This is a genomic window from Actinomadura meyerae, assembly GCF_900188445.1.
GTDB classification, from domain to species: Bacteria; Actinomycetota; Actinomycetes; order Streptosporangiales; family Streptosporangiaceae; genus Spirillospora; species Spirillospora meyerae.
The window spans coordinates 45,437-66,975 of sequence record NZ_FZOR01000022.1; the positions used below are offsets into that span (position 1 = coordinate 45,437).

At 72.9% G+C, this 21,539-nt stretch carries 19 protein-coding genes; 9 read left to right on the top strand and 10 right to left on the bottom strand.

Annotated features, from left to right (window positions below):
- Window positions 1–47: 47 nt before the first annotated feature.
- Window positions 48–779, bottom strand: coding sequence for an FAD-dependent thymidylate synthase (thyX, locus tag CHF16_RS22140; RefSeq protein ID WP_089328082.1), 732 nt, complete (start codon window positions 777–779; stop codon window positions 48–50).
- A 189-nt stretch (window positions 780–968) separates the two neighbouring features.
- Between thyX and CHF16_RS22145 the strand changes: the two genes are divergently transcribed.
- Window positions 969–2,213: a DUF1266 domain-containing protein gene (locus CHF16_RS22145; protein ID WP_218826777.1), complete on the top strand. Its 1,245-nt coding sequence runs from the start codon at window positions 969–971 to the stop codon at window positions 2,211–2,213.
- 36 nt (window positions 2,214–2,249) lie between these two features.
- Here the strand turns inward: CHF16_RS22145 and add are convergent, their stop codons facing one another.
- The gene (add, locus tag CHF16_RS22150; protein ID WP_089328013.1) at window positions 2,250–3,278 is read right to left on the bottom strand and encodes an adenosine deaminase; all 1,029 of its coding nucleotides are present in this window, start codon (window positions 3,276–3,278) and stop codon (window positions 2,250–2,252) included.
- Between the two features lie 121 nt (window positions 3,279–3,399).
- Between add and CHF16_RS22155 the strand changes: the two genes are divergently transcribed.
- Entirely contained in the window at window positions 3,400–4,398 is a 999-nt protein-coding gene (locus CHF16_RS22155) for a helix-turn-helix transcriptional regulator (RefSeq protein ID WP_089328014.1), read from the top strand.
- Here the strand turns inward: CHF16_RS22155 and CHF16_RS22160 are convergent.
- The 4 genes from CHF16_RS22160 to CHF16_RS22170 form a co-directional block, all read right to left on the bottom strand.
- The gene (locus CHF16_RS22160; protein WP_089328015.1) at window positions 4,395–4,799 is read right to left on the bottom strand and encodes a ChaB family protein; all 405 of its coding nucleotides are present in this window, start codon (window positions 4,797–4,799) and stop codon (window positions 4,395–4,397) included. The genes CHF16_RS22155 and CHF16_RS22160 overlap by 4 nt on opposite strands.
- Window positions 4,800–4,896: 97 nt before the next feature.
- Window positions 4,897–5,814, bottom strand: coding sequence for an SDR family oxidoreductase (locus CHF16_RS22165; protein ID WP_089328016.1), 918 nt, complete (start codon window positions 5,812–5,814; stop codon window positions 4,897–4,899).
- Window positions 5,815–5,896: 82 nt separating this feature from the next.
- Window positions 5,897–6,043, bottom strand: a complete 147-nt coding sequence (locus CHF16_RS40410; RefSeq protein WP_165959128.1) for a GPGG-motif small membrane protein — start codon at window positions 6,041–6,043, stop codon at window positions 5,897–5,899.
- A gap of 290 nt (window positions 6,044–6,333) precedes the next feature.
- Window positions 6,334–8,523 carry an anthranilate synthase component I gene (locus CHF16_RS22170; RefSeq protein WP_089328017.1) on the bottom strand — a complete coding sequence of 730 codons (2,190 nt, stop codon included), beginning with the start codon at window positions 8,521–8,523 and terminating at the stop codon, window positions 6,334–6,336.
- A 459-nt stretch (window positions 8,524–8,982) separates the two neighbouring features.
- On the opposite strand from CHF16_RS22170, the gene CHF16_RS22175 reads away from it, so the two are divergent.
- Window positions 8,983–9,228, top strand: coding sequence for a DUF3311 domain-containing protein (locus CHF16_RS22175; RefSeq protein WP_245869006.1), 246 nt, complete (start codon window positions 8,983–8,985; stop codon window positions 9,226–9,228).
- Window positions 9,229–9,231: 3 nt separating this feature from the next.
- On the top strand, window positions 9,232–10,842 hold the full coding sequence (gene mctP, locus CHF16_RS22180) for a monocarboxylate uptake permease MctP (RefSeq protein WP_089328019.1): 1,611 nt from the start codon (window positions 9,232–9,234) through the stop codon (window positions 10,840–10,842).
- Window positions 10,843–10,897: 55 nt separating this feature from the next.
- On the opposite strand, the gene CHF16_RS22185 is transcribed toward mctP, so the two are convergent.
- The 4 genes from CHF16_RS22185 to CHF16_RS22200 form a co-directional block, all read right to left on the bottom strand.
- The gene (locus tag CHF16_RS22185) at window positions 10,898–11,551 is read right to left on the bottom strand and encodes a TetR family transcriptional regulator (RefSeq protein WP_089328020.1); all 654 of its coding nucleotides are present in this window, start codon (window positions 11,549–11,551) and stop codon (window positions 10,898–10,900) included.
- 121 nt (window positions 11,552–11,672) lie between these two features.
- Window positions 11,673–12,902, bottom strand: a complete 1,230-nt coding sequence (locus tag CHF16_RS22190; protein ID WP_089328021.1) for an acyl-CoA dehydrogenase family protein — start codon at window positions 12,900–12,902, stop codon at window positions 11,673–11,675.
- Between the two features lie 135 nt (window positions 12,903–13,037).
- Window positions 13,038–14,021 (bottom strand): glucosyl-3-phosphoglycerate synthase, encoded by a 984-nt coding sequence (locus tag CHF16_RS22195; RefSeq protein WP_089328022.1) that lies wholly within the window; start codon window positions 14,019–14,021, stop codon window positions 13,038–13,040.
- 140 nt (window positions 14,022–14,161) lie between these two features.
- Window positions 14,162–15,598: a helix-turn-helix domain-containing protein gene (locus CHF16_RS22200; RefSeq protein WP_089328023.1), complete on the bottom strand. Its 1,437-nt coding sequence runs from the start codon at window positions 15,596–15,598 to the stop codon at window positions 14,162–14,164.
- A 150-nt stretch (window positions 15,599–15,748) separates the two neighbouring features.
- On the opposite strand from CHF16_RS22200, the gene aceA reads away from it, so the two are divergent.
- From aceA to CHF16_RS22225, 5 genes are all read left to right on the top strand, one after another.
- Window positions 15,749–17,032, top strand: coding sequence for an isocitrate lyase (gene aceA / locus CHF16_RS22205; protein WP_089328084.1), 1,284 nt, complete (start codon window positions 15,749–15,751; stop codon window positions 17,030–17,032).
- A gap of 247 nt (window positions 17,033–17,279) precedes the next feature.
- Entirely contained in the window at window positions 17,280–18,800 is a 1,521-nt protein-coding gene (locus CHF16_RS22210; protein ID WP_089328024.1) for a M1 family metallopeptidase, read from the top strand.
- 100 nt (window positions 18,801–18,900) lie between these two features.
- A complete protein-coding gene (locus CHF16_RS22215; protein ID WP_089328025.1) occupies window positions 18,901–19,689 on the top strand; it encodes an ABC transporter permease in 789 nt (262 codons plus the stop codon).
- Entirely contained in the window at window positions 19,682–20,500 is an 819-nt protein-coding gene (locus CHF16_RS22220; protein WP_342750109.1) for an ABC transporter permease, read from the top strand. The genes CHF16_RS22215 and CHF16_RS22220 overlap by 8 nt, the downstream gene beginning before the upstream one ends.
- Window positions 20,501–20,511: 11 nt before the next feature.
- Window positions 20,512–21,492: an ABC transporter ATP-binding protein gene (locus CHF16_RS22225; protein ID WP_089328026.1), complete on the top strand. Its 981-nt coding sequence runs from the start codon at window positions 20,512–20,514 to the stop codon at window positions 21,490–21,492.
- The last annotated feature ends 47 nt before the right edge of the window (window positions 21,493–21,539 follow it).

A 21,539-nucleotide genomic window follows, 5' to 3' on the forward strand; every position in this document is an offset into this window, starting at 1 on the left:
CGCGGGCGGGCTCGCATCACCGAAGACTCGGCCGTGGCGCCCTCGCCCTACGGGCAGACTCGGCCGTTGGCCTCGAAGGCGGCGTGGGTCAGCGGCATGAGCTTCGCCCACTCCGCCTCCATCTGTTCGGCCACCATCTCGATCTCCCGCTGCGGGAACGAGGGGAACTTGGCGTCCTCCCGCTTGACGCGCAGGGACAGGAAGTTCATCAGGGCGCGCGCGTTGCAGGTCACGTACATCGAGGAGTAGAGCCCGACCGGGAGGACGCTTCTGGCCACCTCTCGCGCGATGCCCGCCTCGAGCATCTCCGTGTAGGCGCGATAAGCCTGCCGGTAACTCTCCTTCGTCACCTCTGTGACGAGTTTGTGCTGTTCAGGGCTGCCGTCGACGAACACGTACTTGCCCGGCTTCCCCTCCTGGACCAGCCGCCGATCCGGTCCCGGCACGTAGAAGACGGGCTCCAGCCTGCGGTAGCGCCCGCTCTCCTCGTTGAAGGAGAACGTCCGGTGCCGCATCTGCTCCCGGAACACGAAGATCGGCGCCTTGACGTAGAACGTCATCGACGAGTGCTCGAAAGGGGTGCCGTGCCGGTCCCGCATCAGGAAGTTGATCAGCCCCTTCGACCGCTCGGGGTCGGCGTCCACCTCCGCCAGCGAGTTCTCCCCCTTCGTCGACACGCGCGCCGCCCAGAGGACATCGGCGTCCGAGGCCGCAGCCTTGATCAGCTCTACCACCACGTCGCTGCGGAACTCGATCTCCATCGCGTGCTCGTCCGCCATCGCGGCCTCCCCCATTCATCTCGGCTGAACCGCCCCCGCAACCTTAGTCGCGGACGGGGACGGTCTCCGGCGAGCTCCACGGAACGGAAACGGACCCGGCCGGGTGGCCTCGCACCGTTCCGGGCCCTCAGTGGGGATCAGGGCGTGTCGCAGATCACCGGACCGGTACGGTTCGGTGCGGAGGGTTTGATGATGGTTCAGGGGGATCCGGGCGCTCTGCTGGAGCGCGCGCGCAAGTACGAGCGGCAGGGCCGGTCCGCGGAGGCCGCGGCCGCCTTCGCGGAGGCCGCGGGCGCGATGGAGGCGCGGGGCGAGTGGCCGGCCGCGGCGGCGGCGCGGGCCCGGTACGCGCGGGCCCTCGCGGCGGCGGGCGACGTGGCGAAGGCGCAGCGCGTCGTCGACACGCTCGACCGCGGCGCCTCGTCGCTGCCCGCGGAGGTGCGCGCCGGGCTGGACGCCCAGGCCGCGCACGTCCTCGCGGCCGCGGGGCGGACCGGCGAGGCCGCCCGCCGCGCGTGGGCCGCGATGTCGGCGTTCGGGGCGCTGCAGGACGCCAAGCGGTCCGGCGCCGCCGGGGTGCACGCGGCGCGGCTGATCCTCCGGGACGCCCGGCCACGGGACGCGCTGCGGCCGCTGCGGGAGCTGCTCGCGCAGATGCCGCCGGGCGGCGACGGCCACCGGCAGGTCGCCGCGCTGCTCGCCGAGGCCGAGCGGCGGCCCGACCGGGACCACGACGTGCTCATCACCGATCCCGACAGCGCGCCGTGGGGGCGGCTCGCGGCGGCGCTCGCCGTCGGCGCGCACCTGGCCGTCGGGAACGGGACCCCCTGGAACGCCCTGCGCGGCGAGCCCGGCGACAAGGAGCTGCTGGAACGCGACTGGGGCGTCACCGACGCCGAGGGCTGGCGGGAGCAGATGGACGCGCTGCTCGACGCGAGCAACAGCGACCCCGCGATCCAGATGGTGCTGGACCAGCGCGAGCGGGGCACCGGGGAGCGGGAGTGGCGCGCCGCGATCGTCGCCTGGTGCGGCGAGCGGGACATCGGGGAGGAGACCGTCCGCGAGGTCGTCGCGCTGTCGGGGGCGATCCTGCGCTACGAGGCGCGGTTCCGCGCGGACGGCCTGCTCCCGCCCGACGGGCGGGTGGAGAGCGTGTACGCCTACGACTTCGGGCGCGCGGTGAACATGGCCCGCTGGGGCCTGGCCGCCGGGTACTGCGACGCCGACGAGGCGGAGAAGTGCGTCCTCACGGCCGGGCACCGGGCCCACCAGGTCTACACGTCGTGGGGGTCGTTCTCCGCCGGGTACGTCCTCGGCCGGATGCTGCGGTTCGACGAGGGCGAGTTCGGCGAATGGTACGACCGCTCCCTCACCGGCCACCGCATCCTCGCCGAGGACCCCGGCAGCCCGTGGCGGCGCATGGCCTGGGGCTAGCGCCCGGGGCGGGCGCCCCGGGGCCGGTCCCGGAGGTCACAGCAGGGCGTCGATGTCGTCGATGATCGCCTTGCGGTCGGCCGCGCCGAGCGACGACGCGACCACCGCGTTGCGGGCCAGGGCCGCCAGGTCCGCGGGGCCCAGCCCGAACACCTCGGCGGCGACGCGGTACTCGCCGGTCAGGGTCGTGTCGAACATCGGCGGGTCGTCGCTGTTGAGCGTGACGAACAGGCCCTCCTCCAGCATCCGCGGCATGGGGTGGGCGGCCAGGTCCGCGACCTGGCCGGTGCGGAGGTTGGAGGTGGGGCAGACCTCCAGCGGCAGCTGCGTCTCGCGCAGGTGGGCGACGAGGCGCGGGTCCCGCAGGCAGCTGGTGCCGTGGCCGATGCGCTCGGCGCCGAGGCCCTCGATCGCCTCCCAGATCGTCTCCGGGCCGGTCATCTCGCCCGCGTGCGGCAGGCTGCGCAGCCCGGCGGCGCGGGCGGCGGCGAACGCGTCGCGGAACGCGTCGCGGTGCGGGGCGCGCATCTGCTCGATGCCGCCGATCCCGAACCCGACGAGCGCCTCCGGCGGGTGGGACAGCGCGTGCTCCAGGGTGCCGCGGGCGCCCTCGGCACCGAACTCGCCGGGGATGTCGAAGATGTAGGCGACGCGGACGCCGAGCCGCTCCCGGGCCTCGCGGACGGCGAGGTCGAGGGCCTCGGTGACGGCGGGCATCGGCATCCCGGCCCGCTGGTGGGTGTAGGGGGTGACGGTCAGCTCGACGTAGCGGACGTTCTGCGCGGCGAGGTCGCGGGCGACGCCCAGGACCAGGGTGCCGACGTCCTCGGGAGTGCGCACGAGGCCGGACACCGCCTCGTACACCTCGGCGAAGTGCGGGAAGTCGCGGAACTCGTAGAAGGCGCGCAGCGCGCGCTCGTCCGCGGGAACGGGCCCGTCCGGGTGGCGGCGGGCGAGTTCGAGGACGGTGGGGACCGAGGCGGAGCCGACCAGGTGGACGTGCAGCTCGACCTTCGGCAGGGCGTCGATGAACGCCTCGATGGATGTGGTCTCGGTGGAAGTCACGCCGCGAAGCTAACAGCGCCCGCGGCCGCTCCGACAGGCGAAGACGGCGAACCTGCCGGGAAAATGTCAGGAATGCCGCCCCGGGCCGCCGGCGCGGCCCGCGGTGCGGCAGGATGGGCGCGTGCGCGCGGCCCGGTTGATCTCCATCGTGCTCCTGCTGCAGTCGCGGGAGGCGATGACGGCGGGCGAGCTGGCGCGCGAGCTGGAGGTGTCGGAGCGGACCGTCTACCGGGACATGGAGGCGCTGTCGGCGGCCGGGGTCCCGGTCTACGCCGACCAGGGGCGCGGCGGCGGGTACCGGCTCGTCGGCGGGTACCGGACGCGGCTGACCGGCCTGACCCGCGAGGAGGCCGAGGCGCTGTTCCTGTCCGGGCTGCCCGGCCCGGCCGGGGACATGGGCCGCGGCGGCGCGCTCGCGGCCGCCGAGCTGAAGGTCCTCGCCGCGCTCCCCGCCGCGCTGCGGGACGCACCCGCGCGGGCGAGCCGGCGGTTCCTGCTGGACGCGCCCGGCTGGTTCGGCGAGTCCGGCCCGCCGCCGCTGCTGCGCGAGCTGGCCCGCGCGGTGTGGCAGGACGAGACCGTCGAGCTGCGGTACCGGCGCAAGGGGACGGAGGTCGTCCGGACGGCCGACCCGTACGCGCTCGTCCTGAAGAGCGGGACGTGGTACCTGGTCGCGCGGGTCGGCGGGACGTACCGCACGTACCGGGTCGACCGGGTCGCCGCGGTCCGCCCGGACGGCGCGGTCTTCGAGCGGGACGAGGAGTTCGACCTCGCCGCGTACTGGCGGGACGCGGCGGCGGGGTTCGTCCGCTCGCTGCTGCGCGAGGAGGCGACCGTGCGGCTGTCCCCCGCCGGGATGCGGCTGCTGCGCTACGCGGTGGAGCCGTACGCGGCCCGGCGCGCGGCGGAGGCGGCCGGCGAGCCCGACGCGCGGGGCTGGGTGGTGACGACGCTGCCGGTGGAGTCGGCGGAGGTCGCCGCGTCGGAGCTGCTGCGGCTCGGCCCGGAGGCCGAGGTCCTCGCGCCGCCGGAGCTGCGGGAGCGGATGGCGGGCAGCGCGGCGCGGATGGCGGAGCTGTACGGTGCCCGGTCCTGCTCGGCCCGGTCCTGCTCGCCTTAGTCCTGCTTGCGCGCGATCGCCGCGGCCAGCTCCTCCTTGGTCATCTTCGAGCGGCCCTGGACGTCGAGTCCGGCGGCGCGGTCGTAGAGCTCCTTCTTGCTGCTGCCCTCGACGTCCACGCCGCCGAAGCTCTTGCCCTTGCCGTGGCGGGCGTCGGGGTTCTTGGCCCGGGGGTCGGACGGCCCCTTGCGGCCCTTGGGCACCCACCGGTCGCCGCGCTTCTCGAACTTGTGCTTGAGCGCGGAGTAGGCGGTGCGGTGCGCCCGCTGGCCCTCGCCGTAGGTCTTGACGGCGGAGTCGTGGGCCTTGGCGAAGGTCTCCTGGGCCTCCTCGGGAGAGCGCTGGAGCGTGCCGGGGAGCTCCTTCTTCCGGGGCTTGCCGCTCTTGTCGGTCATCGGCATGGCTTCTCCTTTCTCTCCTCCACGCCATAACCGGACAGATCGTCCCCAAACGGCCCCGGGTGGCGACCCGGGGCCGGTGTGCGCGGAGGGCGGCCGGTCAGCGGTAGCCGGTGACGTCCGCGGGGCGTCCCGCGTCCACGACCTCGGTGATGTACCGCCACGCGTCGGGCCGGCTGCCGTCGGCGTCGGTGAAGCCGTAGACCCGGGCGAGCCCGCCGCTGGTCAGCGACCGCCCGTTCCAGCGCGCCCGGTCGGGGTCGGCGGCCAGTGCCGCGACGGCGCGGCCGACGAGGGCGGGCGACTCGGAGATGGCGAAGTGCGGGTCCTTGGCGGCGCCGTCCCGCCAGGTGGCCTCGGTGACGCCGAAGTGCTCGAGCATCGCCTCCGAGCGCAGCCACCCCGGTGTGAGCGCGACGGCGGCCGCGCCGTACGGCGCGATCTCCTCGGACTGGGCGAGCGCCATCCGCAGCACGGCGGTCTTGGCGATGTCGTAGAAGTAGCCGCACTCCTTGCGGTACTTCGCGTTGTACTCGGCGGTGCCGTCGGTCACCTCGACGACCAGCCCGCCCGGCTCGCGGATCAGCAGCGGGAGGGCATGGTGGCTGGTGACGGCGTGGGTGTCGAGGGCCAGCCGGAACATCCGGAGGCCGTCCTCCAGGGACTGCTCCCACAGCGGCCTGCCGAACTGGAAAAGGTGGTCCGAGCCCCAGATGTCGTTGACCAGGACGTCCAGCCGGCCGCGCTCGGCGTCGATGCGGCGCACGAGCGCGGCGACCTGGGCCGGGTCGAGATGGTCGACGCGGACGGCGATGCCCTCGCCGCCCGCGTCCGTCACCCGTTCCGCGGTCTCCTCGATGGTCTCGGGACGGTCCATCTCCGATCGCCCGGAGCGGGTCGTCCGTCCCGTCACGTACACGGTCGCGCCCGCGGCGCCGAGCTCGGTGGCGATGCCCCGGCCCGCGCCGCGCGTCCCGCCCGCGACCAGTGCGGTCTTCCCCTTCAGTGCACGGCTCATGGAGCCGACTCTGGCAGGGAAACCTGACAGTCCGCGTCAGGGTTCGGGCGGGGCGCGCGGATTTCCGGGGGGACGGTTTCGGTCAGGTGAATATGCTGACGCCGCCGGGGCCGACGAGCAGTCCGACGACGATGAGCACGATGCCCCACAGGAGGTCCCGGCGGGCGAGGATCACATAGATGCCGGCGATCACCAGGATGACCGCGATGAGCCACAGGATTGTCATCATGACTCCCGGCGTCCCCCGAGAGAACGCCAAGAAACGACAATCCCGTTTCGGATGACCGAAATTTCCGATTATGGACGGGGAAGGGGGCGATGCCCCTCCCCCGCCTGGGATAACGGCGGTCACCGCGCTCGCCGCGCGGCGTGGCCATGGCCCAGTCTCCCTCTCGGCACCGGGCCCGTGCATCGGTCTCAGGTCCGGTTCCGCACGCCGTGCCCTCGTGCTCGCGGACTAGGCGTGCTCGGGGACCAGGCGTGCTCGCGGACTGGGACCGCTCCGGTCCCGCGGGCGGTTCAGCCGCCCGGACCGCTCAGGCGCAGCACGTTGGCGACGATCCGGTGCCCGGCGCCGCCCGCCGCGGTGAGGATCGACTCGGGGTGGAACTGGACGGCCCAGCGCCGCCGGGCCGGGTCCTCGATCGCCATCACCACGTCCCCGGTCAGCGCCGTGACCTGGAACCCCTTCACGCGGTCCGGCGTCGCGTGCAGCGAGTGGTAGCGGGCCGCGGTGAACTCGTCCGGCAGCCCCTCGAACAGCCCGCCGCCGGTGACCTTCACCTGGCCCGGCTTGCCGTGGGACGGCTCGGGCAGCAGCGCCAGCTCCCCGCCCGCGTGCTCCACCATCGCCTGCAGGCCGAGGCAGACGCCGAAGACCGGCAGGTCGCGCTCGGCCAGGGCGTCCAGCAGCGCGCGGGTGCCGAAGTCGTCCGGGCGTCCCGGGCCGGGTGACAGGACCACCAGGTCGGGGGCGTGCTCGTCCAGCATGCGCAGCGGGAACCCGTGCCGCAGCGTGACCACGGACGCGCCCTGCTGGCGGAAGTAGTCGGCGAGCGTGTTGACGAACGAGTCCTCGTGGTCGACGAGCAGCACCGTGAGCCCGTCGCCCGGCAGGGCCGCGGGCGGCGCCTCCTCCGCGGCCTCCTCCGCGCCCATCTCGGCGTCCTTCTCGGCGTCCTTCTCGACCGCGGCGAGCGCGCCCAGCAGCGCGCCGGCCTTGAGGTGGGTCTCGCGCTCCTCCTCGTCGGGGTCGGAGTCGTAGAGCAGCGTCGCCCCCGCCCGCACCGTCGCGACGCCGTCGCGGATCTGGGCCGTCCGCAGCGTCAGCCCGGTGTTCATCGACCCGTCGAAGCCGACGCAGCCGACCGCGCCGCCGTACCAGCGGCGCGGCGAGTCCTCGTGGTCCTCAATGAACTGCATCGCCCACGCCTTCGGCGCGCCGGTGACGGTGACCGCCCACATGTGGGTCAGGAACGCGTCCAGCGCGTCGAAGCCGGGCCGCAGCCGGCCCTCGATGTGGTCGACGGTGTGGATCAGCCGGGAGTACAGCTCGATCTGCCGGCGGCCGAGGACGCGGACGCTGCCGGGCACGCAGATGCGGGACTTGTCGTTGCGGTCGACGTCGGTGCACATGGTCAGCTCGGACTCGTCCTTCGCCGACGCCAGGATCGTGCGGATCTGCTCGGCGTCCTCCAGCGCGTCGCCGCCGCGCCTGATCGTCCCGGCGATGGGGCAGGTCTCGACGCGGTCGCCCGACACCCGCACGAACATCTCCGGCGACGCGCCGACCAGGTACTCGCCGTCGCCCAGGTTGAACATGAACTCGTACGGGGCCGGGTTGGTCTCGCGCAGCCGCTCGAAGAACGCGGCGGGCGCGTCGCACCGGGCGTGCATCGCGTGGCCGGGCGTCACCTCGAACAGGTCGCCGCGGACGAACTTCTCCTTGGCCTCCCGCACCATCCGCGCGTACGCGCCGGGGACCGGCTGCGGCGGCAGCTCGGCCGCGCGCGGCGGGACGGGCGTCGGCTCGGTGGCCCGCGGCAGGCCCGCCGTGCTCTCCCCGCCGACCTCGAACTCGTAGGACATGCGGTGCGAGGTCTCGCGCTTGCGGTCCACGACGACCATCTCGTCGGCCAGGTGCAGGACGAGGTCGCGCTGGTCGTCCGGCCGCTCCAGCCGGGTGCGCAGCGGCTCGAACTGCAGCGACAGGTCGTAGCCGAACGCGCCGTACAGCCCGAGGTGCGGGTCGTCGCAGCGGAACAGGCCGACGACGGCGCGCAGCGCGGTGAACACCGTCGGCTGCCGGCTGCGCTCCTCCTCGGGGAAGAACTCCTCGCCCGGCGGGACGAAGACCTCGAACAGGTCGGCCCCGTCCGCGCGGACCTCGCCGGTGCCGCGCAGTACGGCGGCCACGGCGGGCAGGACGATCCGGCCGCGCTCGTTGAGGGCGCGCACGGCGACCGCCCGCCCCCGCGCGACGATCTCCAGGCAGGGGTCGGCGTAGGCCATGTGCCAGCGGCTGTAGCGGCCCGGGTACTCCATGCCGGAGCTGAGCACGCCGCCGCGCCGCTCCCCCACGGCGCGGACGAGGGCGTTCAGCACGTCGGACTTGCGCTCGGAGTCGACGGGGACGGCGGTACGGGTCACCCGTACGCCCCCGGCCGTGACGAACTCGCTGGTCAGCGGCTGATGTGAGACGGTCTCCACCGCGGTGGCCCCTCATGTCGGGCCCTCGTCCGGCGGCACCACGCAAAAACGACCGCCGGTGAGGGCGGTCGCCTGGTCTGAGCATGCAGGAACCGGCGCCGCCTCAGCGGCGCCACCACCACCGGGCGGCTGCGGTTCGCATGCGCCCGAGGCTACCACGGAGCGCGGCCGCGGGAGCTCGCCCGCCACGACGGCGCCGGGACCGGGAAGGCCCGCGCCAGAACCGGGAGGGACGGCGGCGCCCCCGGCCCGGCAGGGGTGCCTGACCGCCCCCTGACACCGGGTGGGGCGGGCCCTGACCTGCCGTCCCATCTGCTGGAACGATCCATCCAAGTCGTGCCGTGGCCGAGATCACACCGTGATCGTTGGATGGGTAATCTCGCCCGGCTGCTCCACCGGGAGCGGCCCGCCCGTGATCCGGACGGGCCGCTCCCGCGACGCACCACGAGGAGGAATCCCTTGACTCCCGACACCCCCGAGGAACCGGCCTCGACCGCCCCGCCCCCCGAGGCCCGCTCCGACCGCAGCGCCTGGAACTGGCTGCTGGTCGTCCCGGTCGTGGTCCCGCTGCTGACGTTCCTGTTCAACAGCGACTCCCCCCGGCTGGCCGGCTTCCCCGCCTTCTACTGGATCCAGCTCGCCTTCATCCCGCTCGGCGTGGCCTGCACGGTCGTCGTCTACCGGCTGACCAGGAAGCGGGGCTGACCGATGGCGAGCGACCACATCACCGAGATCGTCGTCTTCAGCCTGCTCTTCCTGCTGGTCAGCGGGATGGGCTTCGTCGCCGCCCGGTGGCGGCGCCCCGACTCCATGCACAGCCTGGACGAGTGGGGCCTCGGCGGCCGCAGCTTCGGCAGCTGGATCACCTGGTTCCTGATCGGCGGCGACCTCTACACCGCCTACACCTTCGTCGCCGTCCCCGCCCTGGTGTTCGGCGCGGGCGCCGCGGGCTTCTTCGCGGTCCCGTACACGATCATCGTGTACCCGCTGGTGTTCCTGTTCCTGATTCGGCTCTGGTCGGTGTCGCACGTGCACGGCTTCGTGACCCCGGCCGACTTCGTCCGGGCGCGGTTCGGCTCGCCGACGCTGGCGCTGCTGGTGGCGATCACCGGGATCGTCGCCACGATGCCCTACATCGCGCTGCAGCTCGTCGGCATCGAGGCCGTGCTGAAGACCATGGGCGTGAACGGCCACTGGCCGCTCATCATCGCGTTCGTGATCCTCGCGGCCTACACCTACCAGTCCGGCCTGCGCGCGCCCGCGCTCATCGCGTTCGTGAAGGACGTGCTGATCTACCTGGTCATCATCGTCGCGGTGCTGTACATCCCGGCGAAGCTCGGCGGCTGGGGCGACATCTTCGACTCGGCCAAGGCGAAGTTCGACGCGACGCCCGCGCCCGGTGACGGCATCACGATCGCCGGCGACGGCCAGCTGAACTACGCGATGCTCGCGCTCGGGTCGGCGATGGCGCTGTTCCTGTACCCGCACAGCGTGACCGGCGTCCTGGCGAGCCGCAACCGCAACGTGATCAAGCGGAACATGGCGGCGCTGCCCGCCTACAGCTTCGTGCTGGGCCTGATCGCGCTGCTCGGCTACATGGCGATCGCGGCCGAGGTGAAGCCGATCAGCACCGACGGCAAGCCGGACGGCAACACCGCCGTCCCGGTGCTGTTCGACCACATGTTCCCGGACTGGTTCGCCGGGGTGGCGTTCGCCGCCATCGGCATCGGCGCGCTGGTCCCGGCGGCGATCATGTCGATCGCCGCGGCGAACCTGTTCACCCGCAACATCTACAAGGAGTACATCCGGCGGGACGCCACCGCCAAGCAGGAGGCCACGGTCAGCAAGCTGGTCTCGCTGATCGTCAAGGCCGGCGCGGTGGCCTGCATCCTCGCGCTCGACCCGCAGTTCTCCATCGACCTGCAGCTCATCGGCGGCGTCATCATCCTGCAGACGCTGCCGTCGGTCGGGCTCGGCCTGATGACCCGCTGGTTCCACCGCGGCGCGCTGATCGCGGGCTGGGCCGGCGGCATGCTCGCCGGGCTGTGGATGCTGTACCAGATCCCGAACCCGGCGAAGGGCAAGGAGCACTTCGGCGGGTCGGCCTACCCGCTCGGCGACCTCGGCTTCGACACCAAGATGACGATCTACGTCGGCGTGCTGGCGCTCGTCGTCAACGTCGCGGTGGCGGCGGTCGGCACGCTGGTGTGCCGGGCCGCCAAGCTGGCGGACGGCGACGACGCCACCCGCGCGCACGACTACTTCGCCGACGAGGGCGACCCGAAGGTCAAGGAGCTCGACCTCAGCGGGACCACCTGACCGCCCGTCCCCGACCCGCGCGGCCCCAGCGGCCCGCGCCGGCCCGGTCGCCCGCTCAGCGGGCGACCGGGCCGCCGGGGCCGGGCCCGGCGGCGTCCCGGGCGCCGGACGCGGCGGCGGGCAGCCCGCCGAGGACCAGGTCGACGAGCCCGTCCACGACGTCCTCGCGGGACACCTCCGCGGCGTGGTCGAGCCACCAGTCGCCCGCGGTCTGCACCATGCCGACGATCGCGTGGCCCCACACGTAGGCGCGGGTGCGGTCCGACATCTCGCCCTCGGCGATCATCACCTCGGCCAACTCCCGGCTCACGTCGCGGATCATCGTGCTCATCGCGCTGTGCGTGGCGGTGTCCTCGGCGCTCGCCCGGTGCATCAGGAACCGGTACAGGTTGAGGTTCTTGGAGATGGTGGCCAGGTAGGTGTCGATGGTGGAGCGGGTCCGGTCGCGGATCGGCTCGTCGCGGGAGAACTCGTCCCGGATGCCCTCGATCAGCTTGCGCGTGTGCCGCTCGGCCAGCGCCTGGTACAGCCCGCTCTTGTCGCCGAAGTGGCGGTAGAGGATCGGCTTGCTGATCCCCGCCTCGGCCGCGATCGCGGCCATCGACGCCTCCGGCCCCTCCCGCTGGATGACCCGGTCGGCGGCCTCCAGCAGGGCGCGGCGGCGGCCGGGGTCGCGCCGCGCTCCCGGCCTGCCCGCCGCACTCGTCATGGAAGGCACGCTATCGGGGGTGTTACCCGGCGACAACACCGGCGTCGCCCGGCGGCGGCCCGGCCCCGGCCGGCGCGGTCCCGGCCGTGCCGGGGCCGCCGCCGGGCGCGGGGTGCGGCCATCAGCGGACCGGGAGGCCGGTGACCGTGCGGCCGATGACCAGGCGCTGGATCTCCGAGGTCCCCTCGAAGATGGTGAAGATCTTGGAGTCGCGGTGCATGCGCTCGACCGGGTACTCGCGGGTGTAGCCGTTGCCGCCGAGGATCTGGATGGCCTCCTCGGTGACGTACACGGCCATCTCGCTGGCCATCAGCTTGGCCATCGAGCCCTCGGCGTTCTCGAAGTCCTTGCCGGTGCGCGCCATCCAGGCGGCGCGCCAGACCATGAGGCGCGCGGCGTCCAGGCGGGTCTTCATGTCGGCGAGCTTGAAGGCGACGGCCTGGAAGTCGCCGATCTTGCGGCCGAACTGCTCGCGCTCGCGCGCGTACTGCAGGGCGTAGTCGTAGGCGGCGCGGCCGACGCCGAGGGCCATCGCGCCGACGGACGGGCGGGTCGTCTCGAACGTCTTCAGCGCCGCCTGGCCCTTGGAGCTCTTGCCCTCGCGGGTGCGGGCGATGCGCTCGTCGAACTTGTCCTTGCCCCCGACGATCAGGTGGGAGGGGATGCGCACGTCGTCCAGGATCACCTCGGCGGTGTGGGAGGCGCGGATGCCGTGCTTCTTGAACTTCTGGCCCTGCTTCAGGCCGGGGGTGTTCGGCGGGACGATGAAGCTGGCCTGGCCGCGGCTGCCGAGCTCGGGGTGGACCGACGCGACGACGACGTGGACGTCGGCGATGCCGCCGTTGGTGGCCCAGGTCTTGGTGCCGTTCAGCACCCACTCGTCCTTGGCCTCGTCGAAGACGGCGCGGGTGCGGATGGAGCCGACGTCGCTGCCGGCGTCCGGCTCGGACGCGCAGAAGGCGCCGAGCTTGACGTCGTCGGCGCTGCCGAACATCTGCGGCACCCACTCGGCGGTCTGCTCGGGGGTGCCGACGGCGGCGACGGACGCGGCGGCGAGGCCGGTGCCCACGATCGACAGCGCGATGCCCGCGTCGCCCCAGAACAGCTCCTCGAACGCCACCGGGATGCCGAGGCCGGTCGGCTCCAGCCACTGGGTGGCGAAGAAGTCGAGGGAGTAGATGCCGACCTTGGACGCCTCCTGGATGAGCGGCCAGGGGGTCTCCTCGCGCTCGTCCCACTCCTGGGCCGCGGGGCGGATGACGTCCTTGGCGAACTCGTGCACCCAGTCCCTGACCTCGCGAACGTCCTCGCTGGGCTCCAGCGAGAACGGCGTCTGCTCCGCGCTCGTCATGATTAATAGACCCTTTCTCCAATATGGCTGTTACCAACGGTAGCACCATCGGGCGTTACCGCGGGTAACACGGTGGCCGGTGTCACAACGCGGCCGGCGCGCGCCCGGAGACGCTCAGCGCGCTCCCGCGAAGGATCAGCGCGTGCCCGGGGAGAAGGAGCGGGCGGCGGCGTAGCCGGGGACCTCGGCCATCGGCGGGCGCTCCCCCACGGCGACGTCGGTGGTGCGGGCGTCGTGGCCGTCCGCGCCGCGATGGAAGCGGGTGAGCGCGGTGGAGGGGGCCTCCAGCGGGATCATCCGGCCGTGCCGCTCCAGCCGCGACCAGGCCGTCTGCATGATCTGCCCGGACATCGCGCCGAGCGCCTCGGTGGACTGGTGGGAGTGGACCCGGCGGCCGAGGTCGACCTGCGCGATCGCGTCCAGCCCAGCGTGCTGGTAGACGTCCAGCAGCAGGCCGAGCTCCACGCCGTAGCCGGTGACGAACGGCAGCCGCTCCAGCAGCGCGCGCCGGCCCGCGTACTCGCCGCCGAGGGGCTGCATGACGCCGGCGAGCAGCGGCCAGTGCATGTTGATCAGCGGGCGGGCGACCAGCTCGGTGACCCGGCCGCCGCCGCCCTCGACGCGCCGCCCGCCGTCCACCAGCGGGCGGTCGTAGCAGCCCTTCACGTAGCCGACGGCCGGATCGGCCAGCAGCGGGCCGAGCAGCCCGGTGACGTAGGACGAGGTGAACTCGCGCAGGTCGGCGTCGATGAACACCAGCAGGTCGCCGGAGGTCGCGTACAGGGACTTCCAGAGCGCCTCGCCCTTGCCGGACATGCGGCCCTGCCCGGGCAGGACGGCGTCCTGCGCGACCACCTCGGCGCCCGCCGCCGCGGCGACGGCGGCGGTCCGGTCGGTGGAGCGGGAGTCGACCACGACGATCTCGTCCACGAGCGGGATCCGCTCGACCAGGTCGGTCCGGATCGCCGCGACGATCGCGCCGACGGTGGCCTCCTCGTCGCGCGCGGGCAGCACCACGCTGATCCGGGTGTCGCCCTTGGCGTCCAGCAGGAGGCGCGGCGGCCAGTCCGCCGCCGTGCTGGTGCGGCGGGCCAACCACGACGCGACCTCGGGCAGCACGCGGTCCCCCTCCCCTCTGGCGCGTCCCGGACGGAACGCCCCTCACTGACTAGGGAACGCCAAATCCTCCCAGATCATTCACCTGTGGGACGGGAGGCAACGAACCGACCCGAAGAGTTGACGCGGGCGCAACACGCCCGTCATTCGGCGGCGTGCTTGTCGAGGAACTCGTAGACGTCGGCGTCGTCCACGCCGGGGAAGGCACCGGGCGGCAGCACGGACAGGACGTGCGAGTGCGCGCGCGCCGACGGCCAGGCCATGCCCTCCCAGCGGTCCGACAGCTCCTGCGGGGGCCGCTGGCAGCAGTCGCCGTCCGGGCAGGCCGACTTGACCCGCCGGGTCGTCTCCCGGCCGCGGAACCAGCGCGAGTCCTCGAACCGGACGCCCAGCGTGATCGCGAAGTCGCGCTCGTGGCTGGGGTCGATGTGCGAGAGGCACCAGTACGTCCCGTTGGGGGTGTCGGTGTACTGGTAGTAGACGGAGAAGCGGTCCGCGGCGCCGAACACGTGCCGGCCGGCCCACTCGCGGCACATCCGCTGGCCCTCGATCGCGCCGTCCTCGTCCTGCGGGAACGCGAGGCCGTCGTTGGCGTACGCCTTGTAGATGGTGCCGTTCTCGTCGTTCTTGGTGAAGTGCAGCTGGAGCCCGAGGTGGTGGGTCGCGACGTTGGTGAAGCGGTGCGCGGCCATCTCGTAGGAGACGGAGAAGACGTCCGCCAGGTCCTCCACCGACAGCTCCCGCGCCGCCTTGGCCTCCTGGAGGAAGGGGACGACGCTGCGCTCGGGCATCAGGATCGCCGCGCCGAAGTAGTTGGCCTCGACGCGCTGGCGGAGGAAGTCGGCGAAGTCGCGCGGCTGGTCGTGGTCGAGCGCGATGTGCCCGAGGGTCTGCAGCAGGATCGTCCGCGGGGTGTGCATGCCGAGCTGCTCGCGCTCCAGGTAGATCCGCCGGTTGCGCAGGTCGGTGACGGACCGGACGGAGCGGGGCAGGTCCTGCACGTACTGGAGGCTGAACCCGAAGTGGCCGACCAGCGTCATCAGCAGGCCCTGCGAGACGGCGCCGCGCCGGTACCCGACCGCGTCGAGGGTCTGCGCGGCGACCCGCTCGATGTCCGGGAAGTGGTTGCCGCGCTCGTGCATCTGGCGGCGCAGCTCGGCGTTGGCCTTGCGCGCCTCCTCCGGGCTCGCGGTGGGCTTGGTGCGGCTGCGCTTCAGCTCCCCGTACAGCGCGAGGATGTGCTCGATCACCTCGTTCGGCATCCGCTTGCCGACCTTGAGGTGCGAGAGCCCGAGGGACCGGTACAGCGGGTCGCGCTGGGCCTCCTCCAGCTGGATCTCCAGCTGGGCGCGGCGGCTCGGCGGCTGCCGGCGCAGCAGCTCCTCCACCGGGCACTCCAGCGCGGCGGCCAGCGACTGCAGCAGCGACAGCTTCGGCTCGCGCCGCCCGTTCTCCAGCAGCGACAGCTGGGACGGGGCGCGGCCGACGCGCTCGCCGAGCTCCGAGAGCGTCAGCCCGCGGGCGCGCCGCAGGTGCCGGAGGCGCTGCCCGAAGGTGACGAGGTCGACGTCGCTCGTCAAGTTGAGGGGTTCTTCTGGTCGCAAGGTCGTCACGGGTTCATCGTAGCGGAAATTTCGCAGTTCTTTCGTTACTCGCGAGTTCATTAGCGGGTTGCGGCCGGGGCATAGTCGTTGGCAAGCACCCAGGGGACGACACGGAAGGGCAACATGATGAGCGACAGTCGCCTCAAGGGCGCAGCCGAGGAGCTGCAGCGACAGTGGGAGTCCGACCCCCGCTGGAAGGGCGTCGAGCGGACCTACACGGCCGAGGACGTCGTGCGGATCCGCGGTTCGGTCCAGGAGGAGCACACCCTCGCGCGCCTCGGCGCCGAGCGGCTCTGGAAGCTCCTGCACGAGGAGGACTACGTCCACGCCCTCGGCGCGCTGACCGGGCTGCAGGCCGTCCAGCAGGTCAAGGCCGGGCTCAAGGCCATCTACCTGTCCGGCTGGCAGGTCGCGGCGGACGCCAACCTGGCGGGCCAGACCTACCCGGACCAGAGCATCTACCCGGCGAACTCGGTCCCGGCCGTGGTCCGCCGCATCAACAACGCGCTCCTGCGCGCCGACCAGGTGCAGTGGGCCGAGGGCGAGGGCGACACCCACTTCCTCGCCCCGATCGTGGCCGACGCCGAGGCCGGCTTCGGCGGCGTGCTGAACGCCTTCGAGCTGATGAAGGGCATGATCGCCGCCGGCGCCGCGGGCGTGCACTGGGAGGACCAGCTGGCCTCCGAGAAGAAGTGCGGCCACCTCGGCGGCAAGGTCCTCATCCCGACCTCGCAGCACATCAAGACGCTCAACACCGCCCGCCTCGCGGCGGACATCTCGGGCGTGCCGTCCCTGATCATCGCGCGGACCGACGCCGAGGCCGCGACCCTGATCACGACGGACGTGGACGAGCGCGACCGCGAGTTCATCACCGGCGAGCGCACCGCCGAGGGCTTCTACCGGGTCCGCAACGGCATCGAGCCCTGCATCGCCCGCGCCAAGGCGTACGCGCCGTACTCCGACCTCATCTGGATGGAGACCGGCACCCCGGACCTGGAGCAGGCCCGCAAGTTCGCCGAGGCGGTCAAGGCCGAGTACCCCGACCAGATGCTCGCCTACAACTGCTCGCCGTCCTTCAACTGGAAGGCGCACCTGGACGACGCGACCATCGCCAAGTTCCAGCGCGAGCTCGGCCACATGGGCTTCAAGTTCCAGTTCATCACGCTGGCCGGCTTCCACGCGCTCAACTACGGCATGTTCGACCTGGCCCACGGCTACGCCCGCGAGGGCATGACCGCCTACGTCGACCTGCAGGAGCGCGAGTTCGCGGCGGCCGAGAAGGGCTTCACCGCGGTCAAGCACCAGCGCGAGGCCGGCACCGGCTACTTCGACATGGTCAGCACCGCGATCGCGCCCGACTCCTCCACCACGGCCCTCAAGGGCTCCACGGAAGAGGGCCAGTTCCACTGATCCGCCCCGGCCGGCCGCGCTCCCGGGCACGGCCGGCCCGTCCTTCCCGCCCCACCCCTAGGCCCCGAAGGCCCCCGCGTCCCTACACCCGCGGGGGCCTTACGGTGTCCTCGGGCCCTCCGGGACCGCTCCCGCCGCCCCGGTGACACGCCGGTGATCCGGCCACATGCGGCAAGTCACCTCGACAACGCCCGGTATTGGGCGCATCGTGAGCGCGCTAGTTGATCACTCCGAGAGAGGATCCCTGATGGCGCGTCACCCCCGGTCCATCCGGTCCCGGGCGATCCCCGGCCGGATGCTGCCGATCGCCGTCGCCGCCGTGAGCACCGTCGCGCTGGCCCCCGCGGCCGCCGCGGACTCCGCCGGGCACGGCCACGGGCGCTTCACCCCCGGCGCCCCCGGAGTCGGCGACCCCTACTTCCCGCTGGAGGGCAACGGCGGCTACGACGTCCGGCACTACTCGCTGGACCTCGCCTACGATCCCGACCACGACCAGCTCGACGGCACCGTGACCATCACCGCGCGGGCCACCCAGAACCTGTCGCGGTTCGACCTGGACCTGTCCGGCATGGACGTGGAGCGGATCTGGGTCGGCGGTCAGCGCGCCCAGCACCGGCGGCAGGGCCAGGAACTGATCATCACGCCGCGGCACGGCGTGCGGAAGGGGTCGGTGTTCCGGACGGTCGTCAAGTACGGCGGCGTCCCGCAGACCATCGTCGGCTCCCCGATCGTGTTCGGCTCCCCGTACGGGTTCCTGCACACCCCCGACGGCGCGTTCGTCGGCGGCGAGCCGAACGGCGCCCACACCTGGTTCCCGGTGAACGACCACCCGAACGACAAGGCGACCTACGACTACACGCTCAGGGTGCCGGAGGGCCTGACGGCCGTCGCGAACGGGCGCCTGACCGGGCACGGCAGAGCCGTGTCCACGTTCAGCCGGCGTCCCGGCAAGACGCGGGCCGAGGTGTTCCGCTGGCGCGAGGACAGCCCGATGGCGAGCTACCTCACCACGATCGACATCGGCAAGTGGGTCGTGAAGCAGGGCCGCACACCCGGCGGCGTGCCCAGCTACACCGCCGTCGACCCCGTCCTGCTCAAGGACCAGCCGGACGCGGTGGACTTCTTCCACGGCACCACCGCCGAGGTCACCGACCTGTGGTCGAAGGCGTTCGGGCGCTACCCCTTCGGCAGCACCGGCGCGATCGCCGACGACGCCCGCTACGAGGGGCAGCCGCTCGGGTTCTCGCTGGAGACGCAGAGCAAGCCCGTCTACTCGGCGGTGCGCAGCACCGGGACGATCGCGCACGAGCTGGCGCACCAGTGGTTCGGCGACGCGGTGTCCCCGGCGCAGTGGAAGGACATCTGGCTCAACGAGAGCTTCGCGACCTGGTCCGCCTGGTACTACACCGAGCTGACGGGCGGGCGGAGCGCCCACGACGCCGCCCGCGCCACCTACGCCGCCCGGCCGTTCCCCGACCGCGAGGGCCGGCCGTTCTGGTCGGTGATCACGGCCGACCCGCAGCGCGACACCATGTTCAACGACCGCGTCTACAACGGCGGCGGCATGATGCTGCAGTTCCTCCGGGAGAAGATGGGCGACGAGGCGTTCCTCACCCTGCTGCGCACCTGGTACGCGACGCACAAGTACGGCAACGCGCGCACCGCGCAGTTCACCTCGCTCGCACAGCGGATCGCCGGGCAGGACCTGAGCACCTTCTTCAACGACTGGCTCTACTCCCCCATCAAGCCCGAGCTGCCGCAGGGCTGACCGGCCCTCGCGCGGAACCGGCCCCCGGCGCCCCGCCGGGGGCCGGTTCTGTGGCGGAATACGCGGTAAGCGGTGCTCCGCCGCCCTAGCATTCCGGCAAGTGGGGGTCCTTCCGTGGGTGTGGTGGTACGGCTTCCGCCGGCACACCTCGTACCCGCTCGGCTCGCTGACCGAGGCGGTGACCAACACCCTGTTCGGCTTCATGCGCGCCTACGTGCTCCTCGCCCTGTGGACCGTGCGGCCGTCGCTCGGCGGGTACGACGCCGCCGACGCCGTCACCTTCTGCTTCCTCACCCAGGCGCTGATCGGGCCGGTGCAGGTGTTCGGCGGGATGGACCTCACCGAGCGCATCCGCAACGGGGACGTGGCGATCGACCTGTACCGCCCGGTCGGGCTGCAGGGCTGGTGGTTCGCCGACGACCTCGGCCGCGCGGCCGGATCCCTGCTGCTGCGCGGCGGCCCGCCGCTGGTCGCCGGGGCCCTGGTCTTCCCGTTCCGGACGCCCGGCCCCGCGCACCTCGCCGCGTTCGCGGTGGCGCTGGTCCTCGCGGTGACGGTGGGCTTCGCGCTGCGCTACATGGTCGCGCTCGGGATGTTCTGGCTGCACGACGACCGCGGCCTGCAGGCGGTCACGCTCGTGATGTCGCTGTTCTTCTCCGGCATGATCCTCCCGCTGGTCGTCTTCCCGGGGCGGCTCGGCGACGTCGCGCGGGCCCTGCCGTGGTCCGCGCAGGTCCAGGTGCCGGCGGACGTGTTCCTCGGCCGGCACACCGGCGCCGGGCTGCTCGGCGCGCTGGCGTTCCAGGCGGCCTGGGCGGCGGCGCTGCTCGCCGCCGGGGCGCTGCTGACGCGGGCGGCCCGCCGGAAGCTGGTGGTGCACGGTGGCTGATCCCGCGGCCGCCGGGACGGTCCGCATGTACGGGCTGCTGGCCTGGACGTGGATCCGCGCGGCGGCGCAGTACCCGGTGTCGATGGTGCTGCTCGCCCTCACCACGGCGGCCGTCACCGGGCTGGACGTGGCCGCGATCGTGCTGCTGTTCGCGCACGCGCCGAGCATCGCCGGCTTCTCCGCGCCCGAGGTGCTGTTCCTCTACGGCACCTCCGCGCTGGCGTTCGGTATCTCCGACATCCTGCTCGGCACGACCGAGCGGCTCGGGCACCACGTCCGGCAGGGCACCCTCGACGCGATGCTGGTGCGGCCGGTGAGCCCGCTCGTCCAGGTCGCGACGGAGGAGTTCTCGCCCCGCCGGTTCGGCAAGCTCGTCCCGGCGGTCACCGTGCTGGTGTACGCGGTCGCCGCGGCGGACATCGGGTGGACGCCCGGCCGGATCGCGATGGTCCCGGTCATGGTGCTGTCCGGGGCGGCGATCTTCGGCGGGCTGTGGGTGCTGACCGGCGCGGTGCAGTTCGTGGTGGTCGACGTCCACGGCGCGGGCAAGTCGGTGACCTACGGCGGCGCGTTCCTCACCCAGTACCCGATGACCGTGTTCGCCCGGGACTTCGTGCGCGGTGTGACGTTCATCGTGCCGCTGGCGTTCGTCAACTGGCAGCCCGCGCTGTACATCCTGGACCGCCCCGACCCGCTGGGGCTGCCCGCTGCGGCGCGGTTCGCCTCGCCGGCGGTCGCCGTGGCGGTGTGCGCGCTCGGCGCGGCGGCGTGGCGGGCGGGGCTGCGGCACTACCGATCGACAGGGAGCTGAGGCCGGTGCCGATGATCGAGGCCGCGGACGTCGTCAAGTCGTTCACCGTCCGGGCGCGCGCGGGCGGCCTGCGCCGGGCCCGCCGGACCGTGCGCGCCGTGGACGGCGTGTCGTTCACCGTCGAGCCGGGCGAGTTCGTCGGGTATCTCGGCCCGAACGGGGCCGGGAAGTCCACCACGATCAAGATGCTGACCGGGATCCTCACCGCCTCGTCCGGCCGGCTGCGGGTGTGCGGGCTGGACCCGTCGCGGCGCCGCACCTCGCTCGCCCGCCGGCTCGGCGTGGTGTTCGGGCAGCGCACCACCCTGTGGTGGGACCTGCCGCTGCGCGACAGCCTGGCCCTCGTCCGGCGGCTGTACCGGGTGGAGGCGGCGGCGCACCGGGCCCGGCTCGCCGAGCTGACGGCGCTGCTGGAGCTGGAGCCGTTCCTGGACACCCCAGTCCGGCAGCTCAGCCTCGGCCAGCGGATGCGCGGCGACCTCGCCGCCGCGCTGCTGCACGACCCGGAGCTGCTCGTCCTGGACGAGCCGACGATCGGCCTGGACGTGGTGAGCAAGGCGACCGTCCGCGACTTCCTGGAGCGCATCAACGCCGAGCGCGGCACCACGATCCTGCTGACCACCCACGACCTCGGCGACATCGAGCGGCTCTGCCGCCGCGTCATGATCATCGACCACGGGCGGCTGGCGTTCGACGGCGGGCTGGACGCGCTGCGCCGCACCGTGGCGGCCGAGCGGCTGCTGGTCGTCGAGCTGGCCCGGCCCGGCCCGCCGATCGGGCTGGACGGGATCCGGGCCGAGCGTGTCGAGGGGCCGCGGCAGTGGCTGCGGCTGCCGCGCTCGGCGAACGCGGCCGCGGTCATCGCCGAGCTGGCCCGGGTCCACGAGGTCCGCGACATCGCGCTGCGCGAGTCCGGGATCGAGGAGGTCCTCGCCGCGCTCTACCGGGGCGACCACGCGTACGGGCGCCCCGGGCGCCCGGTGGCGCCGTAGCGGCGTCCCCGTGGTGTCCCCGTGGCGTCCCCGCGGTGTCCCCGCAG